At 40.0% G+C, this 19,160-nt stretch carries 20 protein-coding genes; 10 read left to right on the top strand and 10 right to left on the bottom strand.

The features are described 5' to 3' along the window. The first annotated feature begins 10 nt into the window (after positions 1-10). The 4 genes from M2419_RS24785 to M2419_RS24770 all read left to right on the top strand — a co-directional run bounded on the left by M2419_RS24785 (position 11) and on the right by M2419_RS24770 (position 4,273). On the top strand, positions 11-1,057 hold the full coding sequence (locus M2419_RS24785) for an HlyD family secretion protein (protein WP_182332559.1): 1,047 nt from the start codon (positions 11-13) through the stop codon (positions 1,055-1,057). 2 nt (positions 1,058-1,059) lie between these two features. Further along, entirely contained in the window at positions 1,060-2,649 is a 1,590-nt protein-coding gene (locus tag M2419_RS24780) for an MFS transporter (protein ID WP_159728441.1), read from the top strand. Positions 2,650-2,923: 274 nt separating this feature from the next. Beyond that, positions 2,924-3,511, top strand: coding sequence for a Crp/Fnr family transcriptional regulator (locus M2419_RS24775; RefSeq protein WP_182332557.1), 588 nt, complete (start codon positions 2,924-2,926; stop codon positions 3,509-3,511). 54 nt (positions 3,512-3,565) lie between these two features. After that, on the top strand, positions 3,566-4,273 hold the full coding sequence (locus tag M2419_RS24770; protein WP_159728437.1) for an MBL fold metallo-hydrolase: 708 nt from the start codon (positions 3,566-3,568) through the stop codon (positions 4,271-4,273). Between the two features lie 90 nt (positions 4,274-4,363). Here the strand turns inward: M2419_RS24770 and M2419_RS24765 are convergent, their stop codons facing one another. Further along, the gene (locus M2419_RS24765) at positions 4,364-4,834 is read right to left on the bottom strand and encodes a DinB family protein (RefSeq protein ID WP_159728435.1); all 471 of its coding nucleotides are present in this window, start codon (positions 4,832-4,834) and stop codon (positions 4,364-4,366) included. Positions 4,835-4,958: 124 nt separating this feature from the next. Between M2419_RS24765 and M2419_RS24760 the strand changes: the two genes are divergently transcribed. The 3 genes from M2419_RS24760 (at position 4,959) to M2419_RS24750 (ending at position 8,627) form a co-directional block, all read left to right on the top strand. Continuing rightward, the gene (locus tag M2419_RS24760; RefSeq protein ID WP_159728433.1) at positions 4,959-6,599 is read left to right on the top strand and encodes a hypothetical protein; all 1,641 of its coding nucleotides are present in this window, start codon (positions 4,959-4,961) and stop codon (positions 6,597-6,599) included. Positions 6,600-6,816: 217 nt separating this feature from the next. Continuing rightward, a complete protein-coding gene (locus tag M2419_RS24755) occupies positions 6,817-7,563 on the top strand; it encodes a DNA polymerase beta superfamily protein (protein ID WP_159728431.1) in 747 nt (248 codons plus the stop codon). Next, positions 7,560-8,627 (top strand): DNA polymerase beta superfamily protein, encoded by a 1,068-nt coding sequence (locus M2419_RS24750; protein ID WP_159728429.1) that lies wholly within the window; start codon positions 7,560-7,562, stop codon positions 8,625-8,627. Before M2419_RS24755 ends, M2419_RS24750 begins: the two co-directional genes overlap by 4 nt. 122 nt (positions 8,628-8,749) lie before the next feature. Here the strand turns inward: M2419_RS24750 and M2419_RS24745 are convergent, their stop codons facing one another. From M2419_RS24745 to M2419_RS24705, 9 genes are all read right to left on the bottom strand, one after another. After that, positions 8,750-9,514: a LytTR family DNA-binding domain-containing protein gene (locus tag M2419_RS24745; RefSeq protein ID WP_159728427.1), complete on the bottom strand. Its 765-nt coding sequence runs from the start codon at positions 9,512-9,514 to the stop codon at positions 8,750-8,752. Beyond that, positions 9,495-10,511: a sensor histidine kinase gene (locus M2419_RS24740; RefSeq protein WP_182332555.1), complete on the bottom strand. Its 1,017-nt coding sequence runs from the start codon at positions 10,509-10,511 to the stop codon at positions 9,495-9,497. Before M2419_RS24740 ends, M2419_RS24745 begins: the two co-directional genes overlap by 20 nt. 120 nt (positions 10,512-10,631) lie before the next feature. After that, positions 10,632-11,030 carry a DoxX family protein gene (locus M2419_RS24735; RefSeq protein WP_159728423.1) on the bottom strand — a complete coding sequence of 133 codons (399 nt, stop codon included), beginning with the start codon at positions 11,028-11,030 and terminating at the stop codon, positions 10,632-10,634. Positions 11,031-11,056: 26 nt separating this feature from the next. Further along, entirely contained in the window at positions 11,057-12,100 is a 1,044-nt protein-coding gene (locus M2419_RS24730; RefSeq protein WP_159728421.1) for an alpha/beta hydrolase, read from the bottom strand. A gap of 43 nt (positions 12,101-12,143) precedes the next feature. Then, positions 12,144-12,584: a hypothetical protein gene (locus tag M2419_RS24725; RefSeq protein WP_159728419.1), complete on the bottom strand. Its 441-nt coding sequence runs from the start codon at positions 12,582-12,584 to the stop codon at positions 12,144-12,146. Continuing rightward, positions 12,581-13,561 carry a heme-binding domain-containing protein gene (locus M2419_RS24720; RefSeq protein WP_259255793.1) on the bottom strand — a complete coding sequence of 327 codons (981 nt, stop codon included), beginning with the start codon at positions 13,559-13,561 and terminating at the stop codon, positions 12,581-12,583. The genes M2419_RS24725 and M2419_RS24720 overlap by 4 nt, the downstream gene beginning before the upstream one ends. A 127-nt stretch (positions 13,562-13,688) precedes the next feature. Further along, positions 13,689-14,462, bottom strand: coding sequence for a thioredoxin family protein (locus M2419_RS24715; RefSeq protein WP_259255792.1), 774 nt, complete (start codon positions 14,460-14,462; stop codon positions 13,689-13,691). 33 nt (positions 14,463-14,495) lie between these two features. After that, positions 14,496-14,954, bottom strand: a complete 459-nt coding sequence (locus M2419_RS24710) for a protein-disulfide reductase DsbD N-terminal domain-containing protein (protein WP_159728413.1) — start codon at positions 14,952-14,954, stop codon at positions 14,496-14,498. Between the two features lie 148 nt (positions 14,955-15,102). Then, positions 15,103-16,401 carry an epoxide hydrolase family protein gene (locus M2419_RS24705; RefSeq protein ID WP_259255791.1) on the bottom strand — a complete coding sequence of 433 codons (1,299 nt, stop codon included), beginning with the start codon at positions 16,399-16,401 and terminating at the stop codon, positions 15,103-15,105. Between the two features lie 378 nt (positions 16,402-16,779). Between M2419_RS24705 and M2419_RS24700 the strand changes: the two genes are divergently transcribed. The 3 genes from M2419_RS24700 to M2419_RS24690 all read left to right on the top strand — a co-directional run bounded on the left by M2419_RS24700 (position 16,780) and on the right by M2419_RS24690 (position 19,145). Further along, entirely contained in the window at positions 16,780-17,727 is a 948-nt protein-coding gene (locus M2419_RS24700) for an alpha/beta fold hydrolase (protein ID WP_159728408.1), read from the top strand. Between the two features lie 189 nt (positions 17,728-17,916). After that, a complete protein-coding gene (locus M2419_RS24695; protein WP_159728406.1) occupies positions 17,917-18,708 on the top strand; it encodes an SDR family oxidoreductase in 792 nt (263 codons plus the stop codon). A gap of 38 nt (positions 18,709-18,746) precedes the next feature. Further along, positions 18,747-19,145 (top strand): heme-binding protein, encoded by a 399-nt coding sequence (locus M2419_RS24690; protein ID WP_259255790.1) that lies wholly within the window; start codon positions 18,747-18,749, stop codon positions 19,143-19,145. Positions 19,146-19,160 lie beyond the last annotated feature (15 nt).

Genomic DNA, 19,160 nt, shown 5'->3' with positions numbered 1-19,160 from the left:
TACAAATATCATGAACAAAAATAAAACAGATAAAATTGTTGTAAGCTTAACCAAATGGTTTGGTATCACATTATTCGTAGGAATCATTATTTGGGCAGCAGCTTATTTTTTCGAGGGATATCGCTATGAACAGACCAACGACGCTCAGATTGATGCCTATCTTTCCCCGATAAACGCAAAAGTAGGGGGCTATATCCGTAAAATATATTATAAGGACAATCAGCAGATTAAAAAGGGCGATACACTTGTGGTGATTGAATTGGATGAGTACGGGCTGAAAAGAGATGCTGCGTCCGCAGAACTCATGAGCTCACAGGCAAAATTACCGATCTTGGCGGCAAGCGAAGGAACGCAGGTTAAAAGTATTGCAGTCATCAAAGCCCAATTGGGAGGTGCTAAAGCGCGATTGAATCAGCAGCAAAAAGAATTTGACCGGTATAAAAATCTACTGGCGGACGAATCGACCACACAACAAAAATTCGACAACATCAGTGCTACTTTATCCATCACCCAATCAGATTATGACCAGACAAAAGCTTCTTTACAGGTCGCCGAATCTAAACTAAACGATTTCAGGGTACAGCGCAATGCCATAGAGGCAGAGATAAAGATAAAAGAAGCACTTCTCGAAAGACAAGAATTGGACATTAGATATACCGTTATCACAGCACCTTTTGATGGACAAATTGGGAAGAAGACCATTCAGGCAGGACAACTGATACAGCCCGGACAGACTTTGGCATTCTTGGTGAACAGAGCCGAGGAAAAGTGGGTAATGGCAAATTTTAAGGAAACACAGATTGGGAAATTCAAAATCGGTCAAGCGGTATCTGTTGAAGTCGATGCTTTTCCAAATGAAAAATTCACCGGTACAATCGAATCCCTTTCGCCAACCACAGGCTCCCGTTATTCGTTGCTTCCGCCAGATAATGCTACCGGTAATTTTGTTAAAATCATCCAACGTATTCCTGTTCGGATTAAACTGACCGATATGTCCGAAAAATTAACTAAGCTTTCTGCCGGAATGAATGCGAATGTTTACGTTTTAAAAAACTAACGATGCAAGCACATAAAATACCAATTTTTAAATCCTGGGTATCAGAATGGATGGCAAGGTCCGTCATATTTGCTATTCTCATGAGCAGTCTGTTTAGTTTTGCCTTTTACGGAAGTCCGGTTGCTGCGATGGGCTTTTACGGAATACAAGCTACCGATGTACAATATGGTATGGTCGTTATTTATGGTTCTACCGTAGCCTTTCTGGCTCTGGATTTTAGAATCGTAAAATATTTTGCACCAAGGGAATATCTACTGCTGGCACTTGCGGTAAATGCACTATGTGCTGTGGTCTGTTTTTATTTCAGAGATTGGGCATTATTTGTTTTCTGTCAGTTTTTGCAGGGTATTACCTGTGCATTGATGTCGGGAATTGTGTTACAGCTTATTTTTCCACGGTTACAGTCTGTACGTGCCCGTGTGATTGCTTATAGTCTCCTTTATGGCAGTATACAAATAGCTGTACCATTTTACTCCATCTATATCAGTGTCGTCATTCATTTCTTTGATTTCAACTGGATATTCTACGGATTTATTATTGTAGTCATTATGCTGACAGGTGTTGTTTTACTTACCATGAACAGTAAGGCCCGGTTTACTAGAAAAATACCACTGTATCAGGTGGACTGGATAGGCTATTTATTTTATGTGTCTTTTATCTTGATAGTTGGATACATCCTTGTGTACGGACGACAATTGGGATGGTTTGATAGTTCATTAATCAGCACACTTTGTTTAGTTAATTTAATTATTCTTTCTCTTTTTATTAGCAGAGAATTGAAACTTAAGCGACCATTAATCAATTTACAGATCTTTAGAACAAAGAATTTCGTTATTGGGCTTTTGCTTCTTTTTACCTTTTATATCTTTAAAGGAAGTACTGGGCTTGCCTATGGTTATCTTGAAGCGATTTTAGGAAACCATCCACTGAGTACCATTCCGATATGGATTGCCGTAATTGTTGGAACTGTTTTGAGTATGTTTATCATTTCCCGATTTGTCTTGATGGGCTATAACCTGATCCGGATGATTATTGTTGGTTTTGGGTTGATGGCAGTATATTATGCCTATATGATACTATTTGTTTCTGTACAGGGCGAAACAGCAGACTTCCTTCTGCCCATGTTTATTTATGGTGTGGCAACAGGTGTATTGTTTGTCCCGATTGTTTCATTTGCGGCATCGTCAGCGCCTTCCAAAATCGCCGTCAATGCCTCTCTGATTGGTATATTTTCAAGGTTCATAGGCTTTACAGCTAGTCTGGCACTTAATAACGAGCTTCAATTATTTGCAAAATCATCCGTAAGGGAAAAGGTGCGGGAATCGCTCACCGAAACCAGCCCTCAATTGCCTGTTACCTTACTGGATATTCAAAACCAGTACATAAATGCAGGCAGTGATATGTATACGGCAAAAACAGTATCTTCCGGCTATTTTAATCAAATGATCGGTCAGCAAATATTGGCTCGCGCTATCAGGGACTATTATGATCTGATGTTGACAGGTTTGATTTTTGTCCTCATTATTCTGCTGCTCTTGCCTCAAATTCAACATGTTGTTTTGAGATTAAGAAAAGGAAATGTTCCCTATTAAAGATTTTGTTATTTCAGAAATTATCAAAGCAAAGTATTATGCAATTCCAAGGCCGGGATCGAACACTTGGCGCATGAGCCTATGGGCTACAAGATTACGCAACCGATTTCGTTTGAAGGAAATTTTCTGATCCCAAATTTTATAAATAATTTGTCGTAATGACGCTTTTTTAGCAGTTAAACTTGTTAATGCAATTATTATTAATTTTGTATGCTAGATTTTGTATAGGCCCCAAATTTTTTAAGATCGGCAATAGAGGACAAAATAAGATGATATGACGGATGTGCTTGAAAAATATCTATTCTCGATAGGGATGTTGTCTGCTGACGAAATAAATTTTTCTGTTCAGTTCTTCAAATCACTTGGTTTGAAGAAGGGTGATTTTTTTATTCATATGGACGAACCCTGTCGTCATATTGGATTCATATCCTGTGGTGCGGTAAAAGCATATGCTATTGACAAGGAGGGTAAAGAAAATATAACCTGCTTTAAATTTGAAAATGAATTTGTAACCTCATTCCCTGAGTTTGTCGCTCAGGAAAAATCCAGAAGGAGCATCAGGGCGGTGGAAAATAGTATAATCCATAGGATAAGCTATACTGATTATCAATACCTGCTTGGTCAAGTGACTTCTTGGCACAAGGTTATACAAGCTGTGATGGAACGGGAATATAGCCAAAAGGAACAATATCTCCTGAATTACAATAATAAGTCAGCTCTGGATAAATATCGCCATGTTCTTTCGAATGAACCCAAGCTCGTTCAGCGCATAGCGACACAGGACCTGGCATCCTATTTGGGCATTACACAGAGATCTCTTACACGGGCGAAGGGACAAATACACAGCCCCAAAGTATTATAGGACAAATGTCCTTATATATTTCTGTTCAGTGATATAGATTTGCACAAAAAAGCTATGTTACATCAAATTGCCCAAGAAGTGTTCCATGTTCCATTGATGCCACGAAACAGTATCAACTGCTATATCGTAGAGGGTGTATTGGTTGATTGTGGGATACGAAGTTCATACAATGTGCTGAAGGATGCCCTTCAGAAAATACCTGTCCACCAACATGTACTTACGCATGCGCATGCAGACCATCAGGGCTGTAGTGATCAGCTCTGTGATGAGTTTGGAATACCTTTACTTTGCCATGGAAATGAAGTGGCTAGGACAGAAACAGGTATGGTAACCAATGATTATCCAAATCCCAAACATTGGATTGCAAAACTTCAACAAAAATATTGGGCAGGACAGGGCCACAAAGTCGACGGTACACTCGTTGAAAATGATAGCATCGGAAACTTTCGGGTCATAGAAACTCCAGGCCATTCAAGCGGTCATATTTCTTTATTTCGTGAGCGAGATGGTGTATTGATAATCGGGGATGCCGCTACAAATATGAATCTGCTCACAACAGTGACTGGCCTAGGGCTCCCTCCAAAAATATTCACGTCGGATCAACAGCACAATATTAGATCGCTTCAGAAGTTGGCAGGACTGAATCCCTCCATCATATGTTTCGGTCATGGCCCGGTGATGCGAAATACGGACCGAAAGTTTGAGCAATTTGTAGCGGAATGCGTATCGTTGTTCAATTCGCGAACCACGGCCCCTGTATGAAAGTAAAAAACAAAATAAGAAGTTCCTTATTTCTTGCGATGCTCTAGTGAATTTTTCAAATTCAGGACTTTTATGAAAACTGGGAACATCTTATTGCCTAAGAAGTTTTAAGTAAGTTAATATTATTCCGCTGTGCTCGGCTTCGTGAAAGTTAGCCGCTTGAAGTGCTTGGATGTGATCATTAATCGAGAAGCCAATTGGTAAGCTGAATGGTTGGTATTCAACAAATATACCCGATGCTAAATCTTTACTAAGTTGGTTTACTGTATAAAGCAATAGATGTTTTATTTCATCAAGGTCTGGCGTATTTTTCCAAGTATGCGGTGCAGTTCCAATTTTGAACGTTTCCATAAAATCCTGTGATATATGCATTGGAAGTCCACTACGCATATACATATGTCGCTGTTGGGAAGTGATACAGTGACCAATTTGCCAAACGATATTATTGTTAAAGCTTTCTGGAATCTTAAATAATATGTTATTATCAACTGTTTCTATTAATTGTAATAATCTGGTTCTGCTGGCTTTTAAAATTTCGAATTCAAATAATTCATTCGTCATAGTATTGATTAATATTTTAAATTAATTTAATAAACTCATTGTGAATTTCGTCCAATATACATATATTAACAAGTAAATATTCAAAGTCCAGTTAATAAATATTCTAAACCAAAATCTTGTAATTATGATCCATCTCAAGCTAAATATACACTATAAGATTTTGGTATTTATATTTTTTCTTTCTAGTTGTACACCTGTAAATAGACCAATTGCGAAATTAAATAAGTTTACTCAAGGGGGAATGAATCAATTGACAAATGATTCATTAGGACTAAAGATTGATTTCTATGGGAACGCAAACCTCGGATCTAAGTATATAGATTTAAAAGATGTCAGATCTGTTTTTCGAAAGAGAAAAATAAAGTTTCCATCAAAGAATATTGTTTTGTGGGGTACATATGATGTGACAAGAAACCCGATGTATTTTGTGGGTAGTTTGGAAACTTTTTTAGATGTCTCAAAGTTCACTGCAGATACTTCTATGTATCATTGTATTTATTATCGAAGTATTCAGAAAAATAGAGATAATATAATAAGTAGTGTAGCGATCCCATATAAAAAAGATTCATTTCTTTTGATTAGCGAGGTTAGGACGGAAATCACCGATATGCAAGAAAGTGCTAAGGATGTTTTAAACAGCATAAAAACTTCATACAATTCTTTGGCTTACGGAGCAAAATTTGTCGAGCAAAAACCAGATGAAGAACCCGATTATTTTAGTATAGCTGAATCAGCTTTTAAAGATAGGGGATATGTTAACTATGTATATCCAAGAGATACCTTAGAAAAGCTTGTTCTGCAAAACGAAAACAGCCAATTTGCGAACGAATTATTTAAATCATATAGTTCGTTTCTTGGTGAAAGTGTTCAATATGATAGCGCGACTAAACAAGAACAACAAGCAGTCGAAAAAACGGCTGTTACAATCGACGAGATAGTCGAAAAAATTAAGGCACATCGAGTGCTTATGTTTAACGAGAATCATTTACAACCACGCTGCCGTTTGTTAATCAATCTTTTGCTACCAAAACTTTCCAAAGAAGGTTTTAATGTCCTGGCTTTAGAAAGTCTATCCGAAGATGAAGACCGGATTAATAGATTGGGATTCCCAAATGTTGAGAGTGGATTTTACACTAGGGACCCTAATATGGCGAATCTCATTAGAACGGCAAGAATTTATGGCTTAAAAGTGATTGGCTATGAAGATTTTGGCAATGCAAGTCAAAGAGATCTCCAACAAGCTAAGAATCTTATTCAAAAAAGTGAAATCGCTACAAAAAATCAAGTTAAAGTTATTGTATTAGCCGGAGGAGGACATATTGAAGAGGGGGATACTGGAGAAAATAAAAGTATGGCTCAGTATTTTAAGAAACTGACTAAAATTGATCCCTATACGATTAATCAAGTTAAATTTTTAGCTATGCAAGAAATTAACGATTCAATATACGTTATGGATAACAAGGTGTTGAATGGTAATGACTTGTATTTATCAAATAATCTGAATAGCGATAAAATAGTGATTGGATCCAATGATTTAAATCGAAGATATCTTCTATTAAGTACTGATTCGACCAAATCAGGCAAATCTGCCATTTACATCTATCATGAAAAGGAATATCAATTGGATAAAACAGCGATCCCAGTTTACTTGTCACTTTCCCAAAAGGATTCGGTACAGATAGAGCTTCCAAAGGGAATATATAGATATCTCAAGAGAGATTACTATGGGGCTATAATTCATCAAGAAATTATTGAAGTGGAATGATAAACTGATATGAGTTTTGGTCAGAAGAACTGGAAGTGCTACGCAATCTATCTGCGTACTTTTATATTCCTATGTAAGGCTCGATTTTTTTTAAGAAAACTATCTGACTGATATAGAGTGATCTCCTGTTGTTTTTATGCTCTTTTTTTAATGCGCAAAAAGGCTTCAGTATCGCAATCGATCTTTGTGTTAATGAAAAATTAAAAAACACGAAGAAATGAAAGCACATATCATTAAAAAGCTAATGGAAATAGAAGCGAGTGAAGGGATACGTATACTTTTCGCCTGTGAATCAGGAAGTCGGGGTTGGGGTTTCCCATCAATCGACAGTGATTACGACGTACGTTTTTTTTATGTGCGAAAAGCGGAGGACTACTCCCGCTTGTTTCCGCTGGCGACCGAAATGCGATTTCCAATAATCGATGACCTCGATATGGTAGGTTGGGACCTCTTTAAAGTACTCACATTATTGTATAAGAGTAATGTGAGTCCATTTGAATGGATACAGTCGCCAGTCGTCTATTACGAGTTTAACGGATTCAAAACAAGTTTTAGGACAATGGTCGAAAATTATTTTGACGCACGTAGGCACGCCCATCATTATTTAGGGATTGTCCGTAGCAAAATTGAAGATCTCCAACGAGAAACGATGAAGCTCAAGAGCTTATTTTATATCCTAAGATCTTTACTTGCAGCAGACTGGAATATCACCTATTGCAGTTATGCGCCTATGACATTAGCAGAACTATCCGTATTATTGCCTGATGTTGTAAAAATCGAAGTGTTGGAATTGCAGCTGTTGAAGAGTCAAGAAGATGAGGGGTTTATATACAACTGTTCAGCGTCCATAAGGAATTATATTGAAACAAGGTTAATAGATTTAGAGCATCAAGTAAAACAGGTTCCCGTATCCGTATCGGATAAGGAAGGACTGGAGAATTACTTTAAAACCGTATTAAGATGACTATAGACGAACTTCGAGATAGCGGGCTGATCCTGTTTGAGGCCGTTGTCGGTAGCCGGGCATATGGATTGGCGACAGCATCTTCCGATACCGATATCAGGGGGGTGTTTTATCTGCCCCTGGAATATTACTTGGGCGGTCAATATATTGCGCAGGTTGCAAATGCAAGCAATGATGAAGTTTACTATGAGCTTGGGCGCTTTGTGGAGCTTCTTTCAAAGAGTAATCCTACTTTATTGGAGCTTTTGGCTAGTCCTACCGATTGCATACTATACAAAGATCCTCTGTTTGATCAATTTAAAATGCAGGATTTTATCACCCGAGAGGCCGCAATGACCTTTGCGCAATACGCCATGGTACAGGTGCGGAAGGCAAAAGGATTGAACAAGAAAATCAACAATCCGATGGATCGAGAACGTAAAAGTTTACTGGATTTCTGCTTTATCATAGCTGGTAATGGTAGTTTATCGTTAAGAGCCTGGTTAAGCAAGCAGTTGTGGAAACAGGAAAACTGTGGTTTAGCGAAGATCGAACATGCAAAGGGGATGTATGCCCTGTATTATGATGAGACGCAGACTTTGGGTTACAAAGGCATCGTTGCTACACCAGAGAGCACTGAGGTTTCCTGCAGTTCTATTCGTAAGGAAGAAACACTTTGTGCGTACCTCTTTGTTAATCACGAAGCTTACTCTTTGTATTGTAAGTCCTATAATGAATATTTTAGTTGGGTTTCAGAACGCAATGAAGCGCGCTTTCGAGGGACAATGAATCACGGGCAGGGCTATGATGCCAAAAATATGATGCATACCATACGTCTATTGCAACAGGCAAAAGAGATTTTGTATAAAAGTGAACTACAGGTACAACGTTTCAATAGGGAAGAGCTCCTGCGCATCAAAAATGGTGCTTATAGCTATGATGAACTTTTTGTCTGGTCGCAAAAGCTCTTTCAGGAAGTGCAGGAACTCTGCTTGCACAGTTTACTTTCGGTAGCGCCAGATCAGGATAAGCTAAGGCAGCAATTGGTTGACATGCGTAAGTACCTTTATCAGATCAAGCTTTAATTCCTAATGCAAGGATCTAATCTGTTATTCCAAATGATCTTACGAACTTTAAATTAGATCGAAGACCAAAACAGGTTAACTTTTAATTGGACATATTCAAGCGTAAAGCGGACATTTGTATCTTAACGATCTTCTAGCCAACTGAGGAACTGGGCGGTCTTTTCTTTGCCTATAAGCAGCTTATCGTCTGTGGGGACAGTCAATTTGACATATAATTTCCTGGCAAAATAATGTTCAACCTCTTTAACGGCCGAAAAACTGATTAAATACTGTCTGTTCAGCCGAAAAAAATCTTTGCCAGATAATTGGGAGGCCAGCTGATCCAGGGATTGACTGAGATCAAAATGCTCACCCTTAAAAGTCACCATGGTCGGAGAGGTGTAGTTAATATAGATAAAAGCAATATCTTCTGTCTTCACCGTCATGTACTTATTGTTTTTGAACACGAGAAAGCTCTTCTTTTTATTGTCTTCGCCACTGATCTTCTGGATCAGTTCAACAAGATTATTTTCGGTGGTTTTCTGAAAGAAATTCTTGAAATTATCTACCTTTTCAAAAGCGTTTTTTAGGTCTGTTTCTGAAAAGGGTTTAAGCAGATAATCAATTCCGTTCTCTTTTATAGCCTCCATTGCGTATTCACCAAATGCTGTGCAAAAGATAACAGGACATACAACCTTTACCGACTTAAATATATCAAAACTGATCCCGTCAGAAAGTTGTATATCCATAAAGATAAGATCCGGCGTGGCACTGTCAGAGAGGTAATCTATGGCTCCTTCAACGCTCTGGATCTTTGCCATAATCTTAGACTCTGGACGAAGTTTCGATATCAGGTTCTCGAGGGAACGGGCAGCTTTAATCTCGTCCTCAATTATTAGTATGTTCATATATAATGGGAAGTTTTATAGTAAATGTTTCAGTATCCATTAGGATACTGATCTCCTTTTCGGATAGATGAAGATAACGCTGGTTGATATTTTCAAGTCCTAAACCGGTAGAAGGTTCCGATATTTTCCTGGGCTGTATATTATTGCTGACAATAAGGTAATCACCTTCCTGCCCAATGGATATATGTAGGGGTTTCTCAAGTGAAACTATATTATGTTTAATGCAGTTCTCTACCAAGAGCTGCAATGTAAAAGGAGGAATAAAACTTCCATAAATTTCACGTCCTAGATTCATTGAAATAACTAAACCTTCCTCAAAACGTGCTTTTAATAGGTAAATATAGGAGTCCATGATCTGTAGCTCCTCTCCGAGTGGAAGTAGGTTCAGTTTGAGGCTGCCCAAAGTAAACCTGTAAAAATCAGCAAGCTTGATGATAAATTCCGCTGACTGAGTGTCATTGCTTTCCACCATGTATTTTAACGTGTTGAGACTGTTGAACAGAAAATGCGGATTTACCTGCTGTTTTAAAAGCTCATACTGTGCTGCGAGGTTTGCGGACATCGAACGCTCAAGTTCCCGTACCACCTGCTGGTTGAGATAAGTCTGGTATAGGAGATGTATAAACATATAGAAAGTCAGGTTGATGAGTACACCTCTGACCTCATACATCAGCATTTTAGGTCCAAAATTGAGATGTGAAAGGATGTAATACTGTATTGAGGAAAGTACGAACATCAATACCAAACCAACTCCTAAACCTCTGAAAAGTTGAGGTGATATCACATTTTTGCTGCCCGTTTTCTTTGTATAGGCTGGTATCGAATGGATATTGTAGTACCAGATCAAAAGGGCAAAACCCGTGGTTACACCAAAGTCGGCAATACCCTCAGAAAGAATAAAATTATGGTCCACAATCTTTGGGATAGATGTTAGTATACCCAATGATATTGAACTGATCCAGATTAGTTTATGGGATATATAAAAAGGTGTCTTCATACTTTGCTCACCGTTGTTAAGCTGATAATGTTTTATATAATTTGCTGGTATTTCTGGCTGTTTGAAATGCCAGCAAATTAGCGAAAAATGTTTTATATCTAAATACCTGATACTTGTAATTTAAGTATTTAGATCTTTTGCTGTATAAATAACATGATTTATCCTATTAAATGAAAAATAGGTCACTGAAAGTATAGTAATGGCAACGCATGTATCGATTACGGAAGAAGGTTCAAGAACAGCAATTTTTGAGAAGAACGCAAAAATAATATCAAAATACATACCTACGAAAACCCATTCCTTAAGCCTTTTAAATCTATTCGGGATCAGTAATATAGTAACACCTAAAATTTTGAATACGCCGAGAATGTATATAAAATGCGCTGGATAGCCTAATTTTTGTGTGATGTCCCATACTGCAGGGTTATGTGTCAGTTCAAAAAAGCCGCTGAGCCCAAACCATATTGATATCAGGATACTTCCGGTAAAATAAATCTTTTTGTATGTTGAATTTTTCATAATATTTTTTGTGATTAATTTCTTTATTATTTAGAGAGCGAGTCGGCCTCAATAATGGCATCTGCAAATTCTTTGGGTGCTTCCTGTGGCAGGTTGTGTCCGATCCCACCCGTCAGGTTATGGTGTTTGTACTTTCCTTTATATTTGGAAGCATAGTTTTCAGGGAGTGGAAACGCCGCACCGTTGGCATCACCTTCCAGGGTCACGGTCGGTACGGTGATATCCAGTGATTTGGCGAGCTTTGCTTCAAGTTCGTCGTACTGTTTCTCTCCGGGAGCAAGCCCCAGCCGCCAGCGGTAATTATGGATCACGATAGCAACATGGTCAGGATTTTCAAACGATCTGGCCGAGCGCTGATAGGTTTCTTCATCAAAAGACCATTTCGGGGAGGCTGTTTTCCAAATCAGTTTGTTAAAAGCCGCTGTATGTGCTTTGTAACCTTTGTAACCCCGCTCCGTTGAGAAATAGTACTGGTACCACCACAAGAATTCAGCAGCCGGTGGAAGTGGGATCTCATTTGTTTTGGGGCTCCCGATCAGATACCCGCTTACAGCCACCAGCGCAGAAACACGTTCCGGCCAGAGGGCAGCCATGATATCGGCAGTCCTGGCGCCCCAGTCAAAGCCCCCAACAACAGCTTTATCTATTTTCAAGGCATCCATGAAGGCGATGATATCGAGCGCCACAGCTGACTGCTGTCCGTTACGTACAGTCTTTGGCGAAATAAAGGTTGTTGTTCCGTAACCCCGGAGATAGGGCACAAGTACTCGGTATCCTTTTGCTGCAAGCAATTCAGCGGATTTTTCAAAACTATGAATATCGTATGGCCATCCATGGAGCAGGATAACGGGCTTCGCGGTTTTTGGACCGACCTCTGCGTAGCCTATATCAAGCAGTCCTGCCCTTATTTTTTTTGTATGCTGGAATGCGGAGTCTACGGTGTTGTCAGCCTGTACATGTTTATCCTGAGAAAGCTGTTGGGCGTGGACTAATGATACACCTGCTGTGGCAAGCAGGGATAACGAGAGGGTGAAAATCACCTTTTTGCCAAAATTTGCTATTGTATTCATTGGATCTGTTTTTTGTCGATTTTAAATTATTGAGTTGAAGCTATCATTGTGGAAAATTTACGGGATCAGTATCCATTATGTCGGCAATACGCTGCTCTCTGGATTCTCCGGAGGGTATTTCACCATATTCTGTGGTATAGTCCAGTTTGCCATCGCCGCCGGCTTTTACCGTCTCTACACGCAAGAGTTCACCGTTTACTTTACTCCCAAAATATTGCGGATCTTCCAGCATTTTATAGGTAACAAGCTTGAGTGAAACGCGGTCGTGACTATGTCGGGCTCCTTCCAGGAGGGACAGGGCTTCCTTATTCCCGTATAATGCCGACATCGTCTGCCTGTCCGTATTAAAAGATGATGAGATAAATTTCAGTTCGCCGGGTTCAAACATGAACCGTATTTTTCCATTCTCTTTATCTGATATGTTCTTGCTGCATGAGCCGAAGATTAAACTACTTAGAAATAGTACGGATAGGATCTTTTTCATTTTTGGACAGTTTTTAGATATTGCTGGATCATTCTTTTGGAGTTCACTTTCGGCGGAACATTGAACAGGTAACCCGTCGATTCTGCGAGCTGCCTATGACAGCTGATACAGGACTGTTGGGCAAACAGTGCGGTCTTTCCGGTGGGTTTTAAATCTTGACCATTGAATTTCGAAAAACCCCAGCCTTCGGTTTCCTTATATGTTTTTCCGTCTTTTACCATGTACTGCATGTTTACGAAATCTCCGGGCACGATATCTCCATTGGCTTTTCGGGTCTGTTTAAAAACCGCCTTGGCCACTGCACTGCCATTGGGCCAGGGGTGGAAGTTTTCCTCTTCGATAGCGCGGACTGCGATGTCATTTCCGTAAATCACGCGTAGTGTATTGTCGATAAGCGTGCTCATCCCGATCACTTTCCAGTTCTTAAAATCGGCATTGTACGGGATTCCGTTCGGTGATACCGGGGCAAGGGCAGCTGTTGTTTCTAGTACGTTCGCAATACCCTGATGTGCAGGTAGCAAACCATCTTTTGCGGATAGCGAAAGGGTATACTGTTTTATGGTCGCTACTTCAACAGCAGATAGTTTTGAGTCCGGATGTGTGAGCGCATAGGAAGGCAGGGGCATCTTACCCGCGTTTACCATATTGTAAATGGCATAAAATTTACCTTTCTGTTCCGCATCGGAGAGCTTATCCCACTCGGAAAAATTCATCACTTCCCGTGCACGGTCAATATCCCTGTTCACGATCCACGATACCGGGGCAATTTTATCAAAGAACGATAGTCGCTGCTCATTGGAATGGCAGTTGAAACAGGAACGTTCTAGGATAAGCTGAACCTGTTTAGGCACATTTCTGATATGTCCGGTTACGGCTTTTTGTTCAATGGTTCTATTGAAAAATTGAAGGGCGATAAGACCAACCACAATGCAGATGAATATGGTGGGTATCAGTTGGATTCGCTTTACGAGTTTCATGATCTTTGCTCTTTTGTTATGTTAAAATTAAGGTAAAGCACTACCCTAGGGAAGCTCAAAACAGTTGGACCGGACATATTGAAGGTTGAATTCTTCTTTTGGATCCCCGAAGTGGACAATCTATTTCCTAAAGGTTTATGCTTGAGGCAGCTAGTATTTCTCCGGATTTCTTGTCCTGCTCGAAAGCGATGATTTCCCATGCATGACCGGTTTCCGGAAGTTTAAAAGAAAAACTGTCCTGGGCTTTAGTGCCCATGCTCTTCAGCTCGCGTACAACCTGCACATGGGAGAGGGCTTTTCCGGCGTTATCTCCCGCAGATACCTGAGAGGAAGCGTGTTTCTGGACAAGAGCGACCAGGATGTCCGAGTTTTTGGAGCTAGAGGATGATACATAAGCGATCTGGATATTTTTGCCTTCGGCTTTCAATACTTTTAAAGCAAGAGTTTCAGTATGTTGTTCCAGCATCGCGGACTGGATGCCGCTGATGACTTTGCCTGTTTCCGATCCGACCATTTCCTGTTTGCCGTTGATGACCATTTGGGGGGTATATAAGGTACTTAGATTCATCCATGTGGCGTACTGTTTCTGTCTTTCGGTAAAACTGCTTTTGCTAAAGCGATCTTTCCATCCCTGATGATCCCAGTAATCGACATGAAAGGCCATGATATAAAGTTTTTTATTCAGGTTATCCTTCTCAAGTTTTGCAATAAGCTCATCTGCGGGAGGGCAACTCCAGCAACCTTCTGAAGTAAAGAGCTCGACCACGGCGAAGCTTTTGTCGGAGTTGCTGCTTTTGATCTTTTGCAGGTTTTTATCATCATTGATACCCTTGAAGGCCATGATCAGGGCAATGATCAAAGGCAGGCTCAAAACGTATAGTATTTCTTTTATTGATTTCATGATCTAAATTTTTAAGCTGTTTATAGTTTGTTGTTAGTTGAAGATTTTTAGGGAGAAGCCGAAATCCTGTGGCGGAACACATACCTGATCGCTGCACTGCATAAACTGAATGGTTCCCCGGATTGTTCCATTTTTGCCCTTTAATCTGATCTTCTGACCGAACTCGACCTCATTTTCAAAATAGGTAACTGGCATGCCCAGAAGTTTATCAGACTTCAACAGTGGGCTGGGCTGGCTCACATTTCCCACCAATTGGTAAGATCTGTCAGGCTCGAATTTAAAATTCATCTTGATAGGGCTCAGGGGGCTGTTGCCCAGTGCATACATATGCCATCCGGGGGCGATCCTGGCCTTCATCCGGATTTCTCCTTCTTCGGGGGATTTCCTTTTAAGCGTGCATTCCCATGTCACCTGACCGAATAAGGTCTGTCCTTTTGAATGTGAGCAGAACATCATTAGAACTGTCAGTACTAAAATTGTTAATCTGTTCATTTCTATGTTTTTAATTGTTAAACCTTAAATTCTTTGTACAAATAGACCGGAATTATGCTCCTGCTGCCACTGTAAACTGCTTGAAGTAGACGTTTTAAGCCCTTAAATGGACAGTTTAATGGACAGTTTGGATCATAAAGGAAAATCATCACAGTTGATCCCGCAGCGTTTTAAAAGCGTTCCTCATTTCCTGGGTGAAGAGCTCCGGCTGTTCCCATGCCGCAAAGTGCCCACCCTTTGGTGCGATATGATAATAGTATAAAGAAGGATAAGCCGCTCTCGACCAGCTTTCTGGTGCTTGATAGATTTCATGCGGAAATACTGAAATAGCTACAGGAATTTTTATGCGCTTTGTTTGCTGATGTTCGGAACTGAAATTGTTGTTATTATTTTCCCAGTAAAAGCGGGACGAGGATGCTCCGGTATTGGTTAGCCAATACAAAGTTATATCGTCAAGGATCGCATCGCGGCTAATTACCTTTTCTGGCTGAAGGTTACTTTCTGACCACTCAGCGATCTTTTCGTATAAAAACGCTGCTAGTGCAGTTGGAGAATCAGAAAGCAAATAGCCTGTAGTTTGTGGCCTAGTCACCATCATCCCGCCATACGCTGCGTTTCTGCCAAAGAAAGTGCGCATTGAATTATAAGCCTTTGTTTCTTCTGGAGAAAGGCTTGTCGGAGCGGGATCACCGGCGTTGATTGGTTTTACCAGGTCTGTAGGAATTGTGGCCGGCATGGTCAGGTGGATACCCAATAGCCCCGAAGGAGCCTGTCTGGCAAGCGCGTCGGAGATTACAGATCCATGGTCTCCACCTTGAGAAACATATTTTGTGTAGCCCATACGTTTTACCAAAATATCCCAGGCTTTGGCAACACGGTCAGGGTTCCAGCCAAGTTCTTTAGGGATTTCGGAAAATCCATATCCTGGAATTGCGGGAATGATAACATCAAAGGCATCTTCAGCTTTACCACCGTATTTGACGGGATCTGTAAGTGGGCCTATAGCATCGATAAATTCCAAGGGTGATCCTGGCCATCCATGTGTAAGGATAAGGGGTAAGGCACCTTTTTCCTTTGAACGCACGTGGATAAACTGTATGTCAAGTCCATCAATCTTGGTGACAAACTGTGGCAGCGCGTTCAGTTTGTTTTCAAGCTTACGCCAGTCATAGCCATTTCCCCAATAATTGATCAGTTCTTTTAACTGGGCTAGTTGTATGCCCTGTGATTCATCGTTTACCGTTTCGCTATCTGGAAACCGGGTCTCCGAAATACGTCTTTTCAGTTCATCAAGTTTAGCCTGTGGAATATTGATCTTGTAAGGTCTGATACCAGTTTCTGAGTTTACGCTTTCCGTTTTTGCTATGGTGCGCTGTGCATTTGTAATTGTAGGAATACATAGTGCGCATGTCGCTACCATAAGGATTGTTGTTATTTTTGTTTTCATTTCTTTTTTGTTTTAGATTTTACGATCTGATTTCTTTTGTTGCAACAAATGTATGTGGGGCGGCGTGGGTGTTAAACGGAGAATAGGTTCAAGTGGACATATTCACAGGTGAGCTGGGAGTTTTAAAGCTCGAACAGGAAGTTCCATTTTTATAAATCGGATTGAAAGTAAGATATCGGTAGATAAAAGAACCGGCTATGAAGGATTTTGATAGAAAGCATTGTCCTGTAATCAACGTAGAGGTACTTTTCTATGAAACTATATGAGCCGCGGAATTGACTAATTCACTTACAAAATTGTCCGGTTCAACTGTTTTGGGTATGTAGTGCTTTGACGATCGTTTTAAGTTTGCTTCATAATCATTAAAACAATAATAAAATGAAGACAATCAGAAAATTTACTATCGCAGGCGCACTATGTTTAAGCCTTTTTTCCGCAGTATCGATTTCGTGTAGCGACGATAATGATTTACCAATAGGGCAGGAGACAACCATTGTAAATCACAAAAATGCGAAGACCAGCTTTATCAATGTGAAAGGAACAGATTTCGCTTACCGAAGTTGGGGTAAAGATGGAGGAATTCCGCTAGTATTACTACCTGGAACAGGTGGTTCTATGGATGATTGGGATCCTGTCGTGACCGACGGTCTCGCGAAAGAATACAAATTGATCATATTTGATAATAAAGGAGTGGCATCTTCGAAAGGAGCGACCCCCAATACTATTCAGGCAATGGCTAACGATGCCATTGATTTTATCAAAGCAATGAATTTAGGGAAGGTCAATATTATGGGATTTTCAATGGGCGGATTCGTGGCTCAAAGAATTGTTTTGACGGATCCCGAACTAATTAATAAAATAATTTTAGCTGATAGTGGGCCCAAGGGAGCTATTGGTCTTTCCAATCTTCCAAATATAATTGCTGGAAGTGCAGGACTTAGTCCCGAAGATTCCTACTTAAAATTCGGATTTACCGATTCACAGTCAAGTATTGCGTCTGGAAAATCATCTTATGCTAGAGTTCATCAACGGATAATTGATAGAGATCCAGTGCTTAGCGATGCTAGTTCGTCTGCTCAGTTTACAGCTGTACTAACCTGGGCACAGCCAGACCCCGGAGCACTGGATGAAATTAAGGCTATCAAAAAACCTGTTTTAATCGTACATGGTGATCAGGACCTTCCAATTTCCATTCAAAATGCCTACAATATGAAACAAAATTTAGAAAACGCTATGCTTTTAGAGTTTTCAGATTCGGGGCACGCCGCATTTTATCAAAATTATGAGACTTTTTTAACGAAGGCTATTGCATTTCTTGCTCCATAGGTTATCTGAAACAAAAAATGATAAATAGCTAACAGGTTTTTCGTTTGAAACGATTATTAAACAGTAAACTACAATGCTAACAACCAACAATTGCTTGGACTTTCTGCCAATATAATTTTGAACTTCTCACGAATTAATTTCATCGCTAATTAGTCCAATTTTGCTGTATAACTTTTAAATACAGAAAATATGAGCAAGAGAATTTTAATCACAGGAGCTGCAAGTGGATTTGGAAAAATTGCCGCTTTTGATTTAGCAAAAAAAGGACATAAGGTGATTGCAACAGCGCAAGTTTATCCGCAAATGAGCGACTTGATAAGAGAAGCCAAAGAGCAAGGCGTAGAATTGACTGTGGATAAATTGGATGTAACCAATGCTACAGATATCGCTTATATCACTAAAAAATACGATATCGATATTTTGATCAGTAATGCCGGAATTATGGAAGGTGGTCCGATTGCGGAGCAGCCTATAGATCTAATCCGTTCGATGTTTGATGTCAATGTTTTTGGTGGATTGCAACTGGCACAAGGTTTTATCAAAAAATTTATTGACGAAAAAAGACCTGGTAAAATTGTTTTCACAACTTCTATGGGAGAATTATGGACTGTTCCTTATGTGGCCGCTTATTGTGCATCCAAGCACGCAATGGGATCAATCGCTGAAGGGTTGAAAACAGAATTGGCACCATTCAATATCAAGATTGCAACCTGTAATCCGGGTATTTTTGGAACCGGTTTTAATGATCGAGGTGTTGATACAATTTCCCGTTGGTACAATCCCGATAACAATTTTACACCTCCATCTGCATTCGATGGTACTGCCGAAGCTTTGGCCAACCAGTTAGATCCTCAATCGATGGCGGAGTGCATCGTTGATGTGGCTCTGGATGAAAATTCGAACTTTAGAAATGTACATCCAAAAGAAACTGAAGATTTTGTAAAACAATTGCAGGCAGAAGCCTGGACGGCTAAAAGCTAAATAGAATTCACAAAGCACGGATCATAAAATATTGAAAAATGAACATAACTTATAACGAAGCAACGAAAGCCTTAACTTCCATAGAAAAAGCGAAAGCTTTAAACATTCCCGTAAGCATTGCAGTGGTTGATGCTGGGGGACATCTGCTTGCTTTTGCAAGATTAGACAGTGTCTTTGGTGTAATAGAATTTGCCGTAAAAAAAGCCAGAACTGCCGTAATGTTCGGTGTAGATAGTGACATAATGGGCACAATCGTTTCCGGCGCAGATATTCACGGATATGGAATGCTGAATTCAAATGATGGACTATTGACCATAGCTGGAGGTGTTGTGATAAAGGATAAAAACGGGAATATCATTGGGGCTATAGCTTCTTCGGGGGGCTCTCCAGAACAGGATAAAGAAATCGCGGGTGCAGGAGCTGTCGGGTTGAATTAAAATTTAAGATATTTG

Origin of the sequence: Sphingobacterium sp. BIGb0116, from assembly GCF_024808035.1 — a bacterium.
Lineage (GTDB): Bacteria > Bacteroidota > Bacteroidia > Sphingobacteriales > Sphingobacteriaceae > Sphingobacterium > Sphingobacterium paramultivorum.
The sequence above is the reverse complement of the archived record's forward strand: the minus strand, read 5'-3'. Positions and strand labels throughout refer to the sequence as shown.

Bases quoted from the DNA above. Each gene is read 5' to 3' on its own strand.
- M2419_RS24700 (WP_159728408.1), top strand. From the start codon at position 16,780: ATGAAGACAATCAGAAAATTTACTATCGCAGGCGCACTATGTTTAAGC.
- M2419_RS24690 (WP_259255790.1), top strand. From the start codon at position 18,747: ATGAACATAACTTATAACGAAGCAACGAAAGCCTTAACTTCCATAGAA.
- M2419_RS24745 (WP_159728427.1), bottom strand. From the start codon at position 9,514: ATGAACATACTAATAATTGAGGACGAGATTAAAGCTGCCCGTTCCCTC.
- M2419_RS24735 (WP_159728423.1), bottom strand. From the start codon at position 11,030: ATGAAAAATTCAACATACAAAAAGATTTATTTTACCGGAAGTATCCTG.
- M2419_RS24785 (WP_182332559.1), top strand. From the start codon at position 11: ATGAACAAAAATAAAACAGATAAAATTGTTGTAAGCTTAACCAAATGG.
- M2419_RS24715 (WP_259255792.1), bottom strand. From the start codon at position 14,462: ATGAAATCAATAAAAGAAATACTATACGTTTTGAGCCTGCCTTTGATC.
- M2419_RS24725 (WP_159728419.1), bottom strand. From the start codon at position 12,584: ATGAAAAAGATCCTATCCGTACTATTTCTAAGTAGTTTAATCTTCGGC.
- M2419_RS24780 (WP_159728441.1), top strand. From the start codon at position 1,060: ATGCAAGCACATAAAATACCAATTTTTAAATCCTGGGTATCAGAATGG.
- M2419_RS24760 (WP_159728433.1), top strand. From the start codon at position 4,959: ATGATCCATCTCAAGCTAAATATACACTATAAGATTTTGGTATTTATA.
- M2419_RS24755 (WP_159728431.1), top strand. From the start codon at position 6,817: ATGAAAGCACATATCATTAAAAAGCTAATGGAAATAGAAGCGAGTGAA.
- M2419_RS24750 (WP_159728429.1), top strand. From the start codon at position 7,560: ATGACTATAGACGAACTTCGAGATAGCGGGCTGATCCTGTTTGAGGCC.
- M2419_RS24770 (WP_159728437.1), top strand. From the start codon at position 3,566: ATGTTACATCAAATTGCCCAAGAAGTGTTCCATGTTCCATTGATGCCA.
- M2419_RS24765 (WP_159728435.1), bottom strand. From the start codon at position 4,834: ATGACGAATGAATTATTTGAATTCGAAATTTTAAAAGCCAGCAGAACC.
- M2419_RS24720 (WP_259255793.1), bottom strand. From the start codon at position 13,561: ATGAAACTCGTAAAGCGAATCCAACTGATACCCACCATATTCATCTGC.
- M2419_RS24710 (WP_159728413.1), bottom strand. From the start codon at position 14,954: ATGAACAGATTAACAATTTTAGTACTGACAGTTCTAATGATGTTCTGC.
- M2419_RS24730 (WP_159728421.1), bottom strand. From the start codon at position 12,100: ATGAATACAATAGCAAATTTTGGCAAAAAGGTGATTTTCACCCTCTCG.
- M2419_RS24705 (WP_259255791.1), bottom strand. From the start codon at position 16,401: ATGAAAACAAAAATAACAACAATCCTTATGGTAGCGACATGCGCACTA.
- M2419_RS24695 (WP_159728406.1), top strand. From the start codon at position 17,917: ATGAGCAAGAGAATTTTAATCACAGGAGCTGCAAGTGGATTTGGAAAA.
- M2419_RS24740 (WP_182332555.1), bottom strand. From the start codon at position 10,511: ATGAAGACACCTTTTTATATATCCCATAAACTAATCTGGATCAGTTCA.
- M2419_RS24775 (WP_182332557.1), top strand. From the start codon at position 2,924: ATGACGGATGTGCTTGAAAAATATCTATTCTCGATAGGGATGTTGTCT.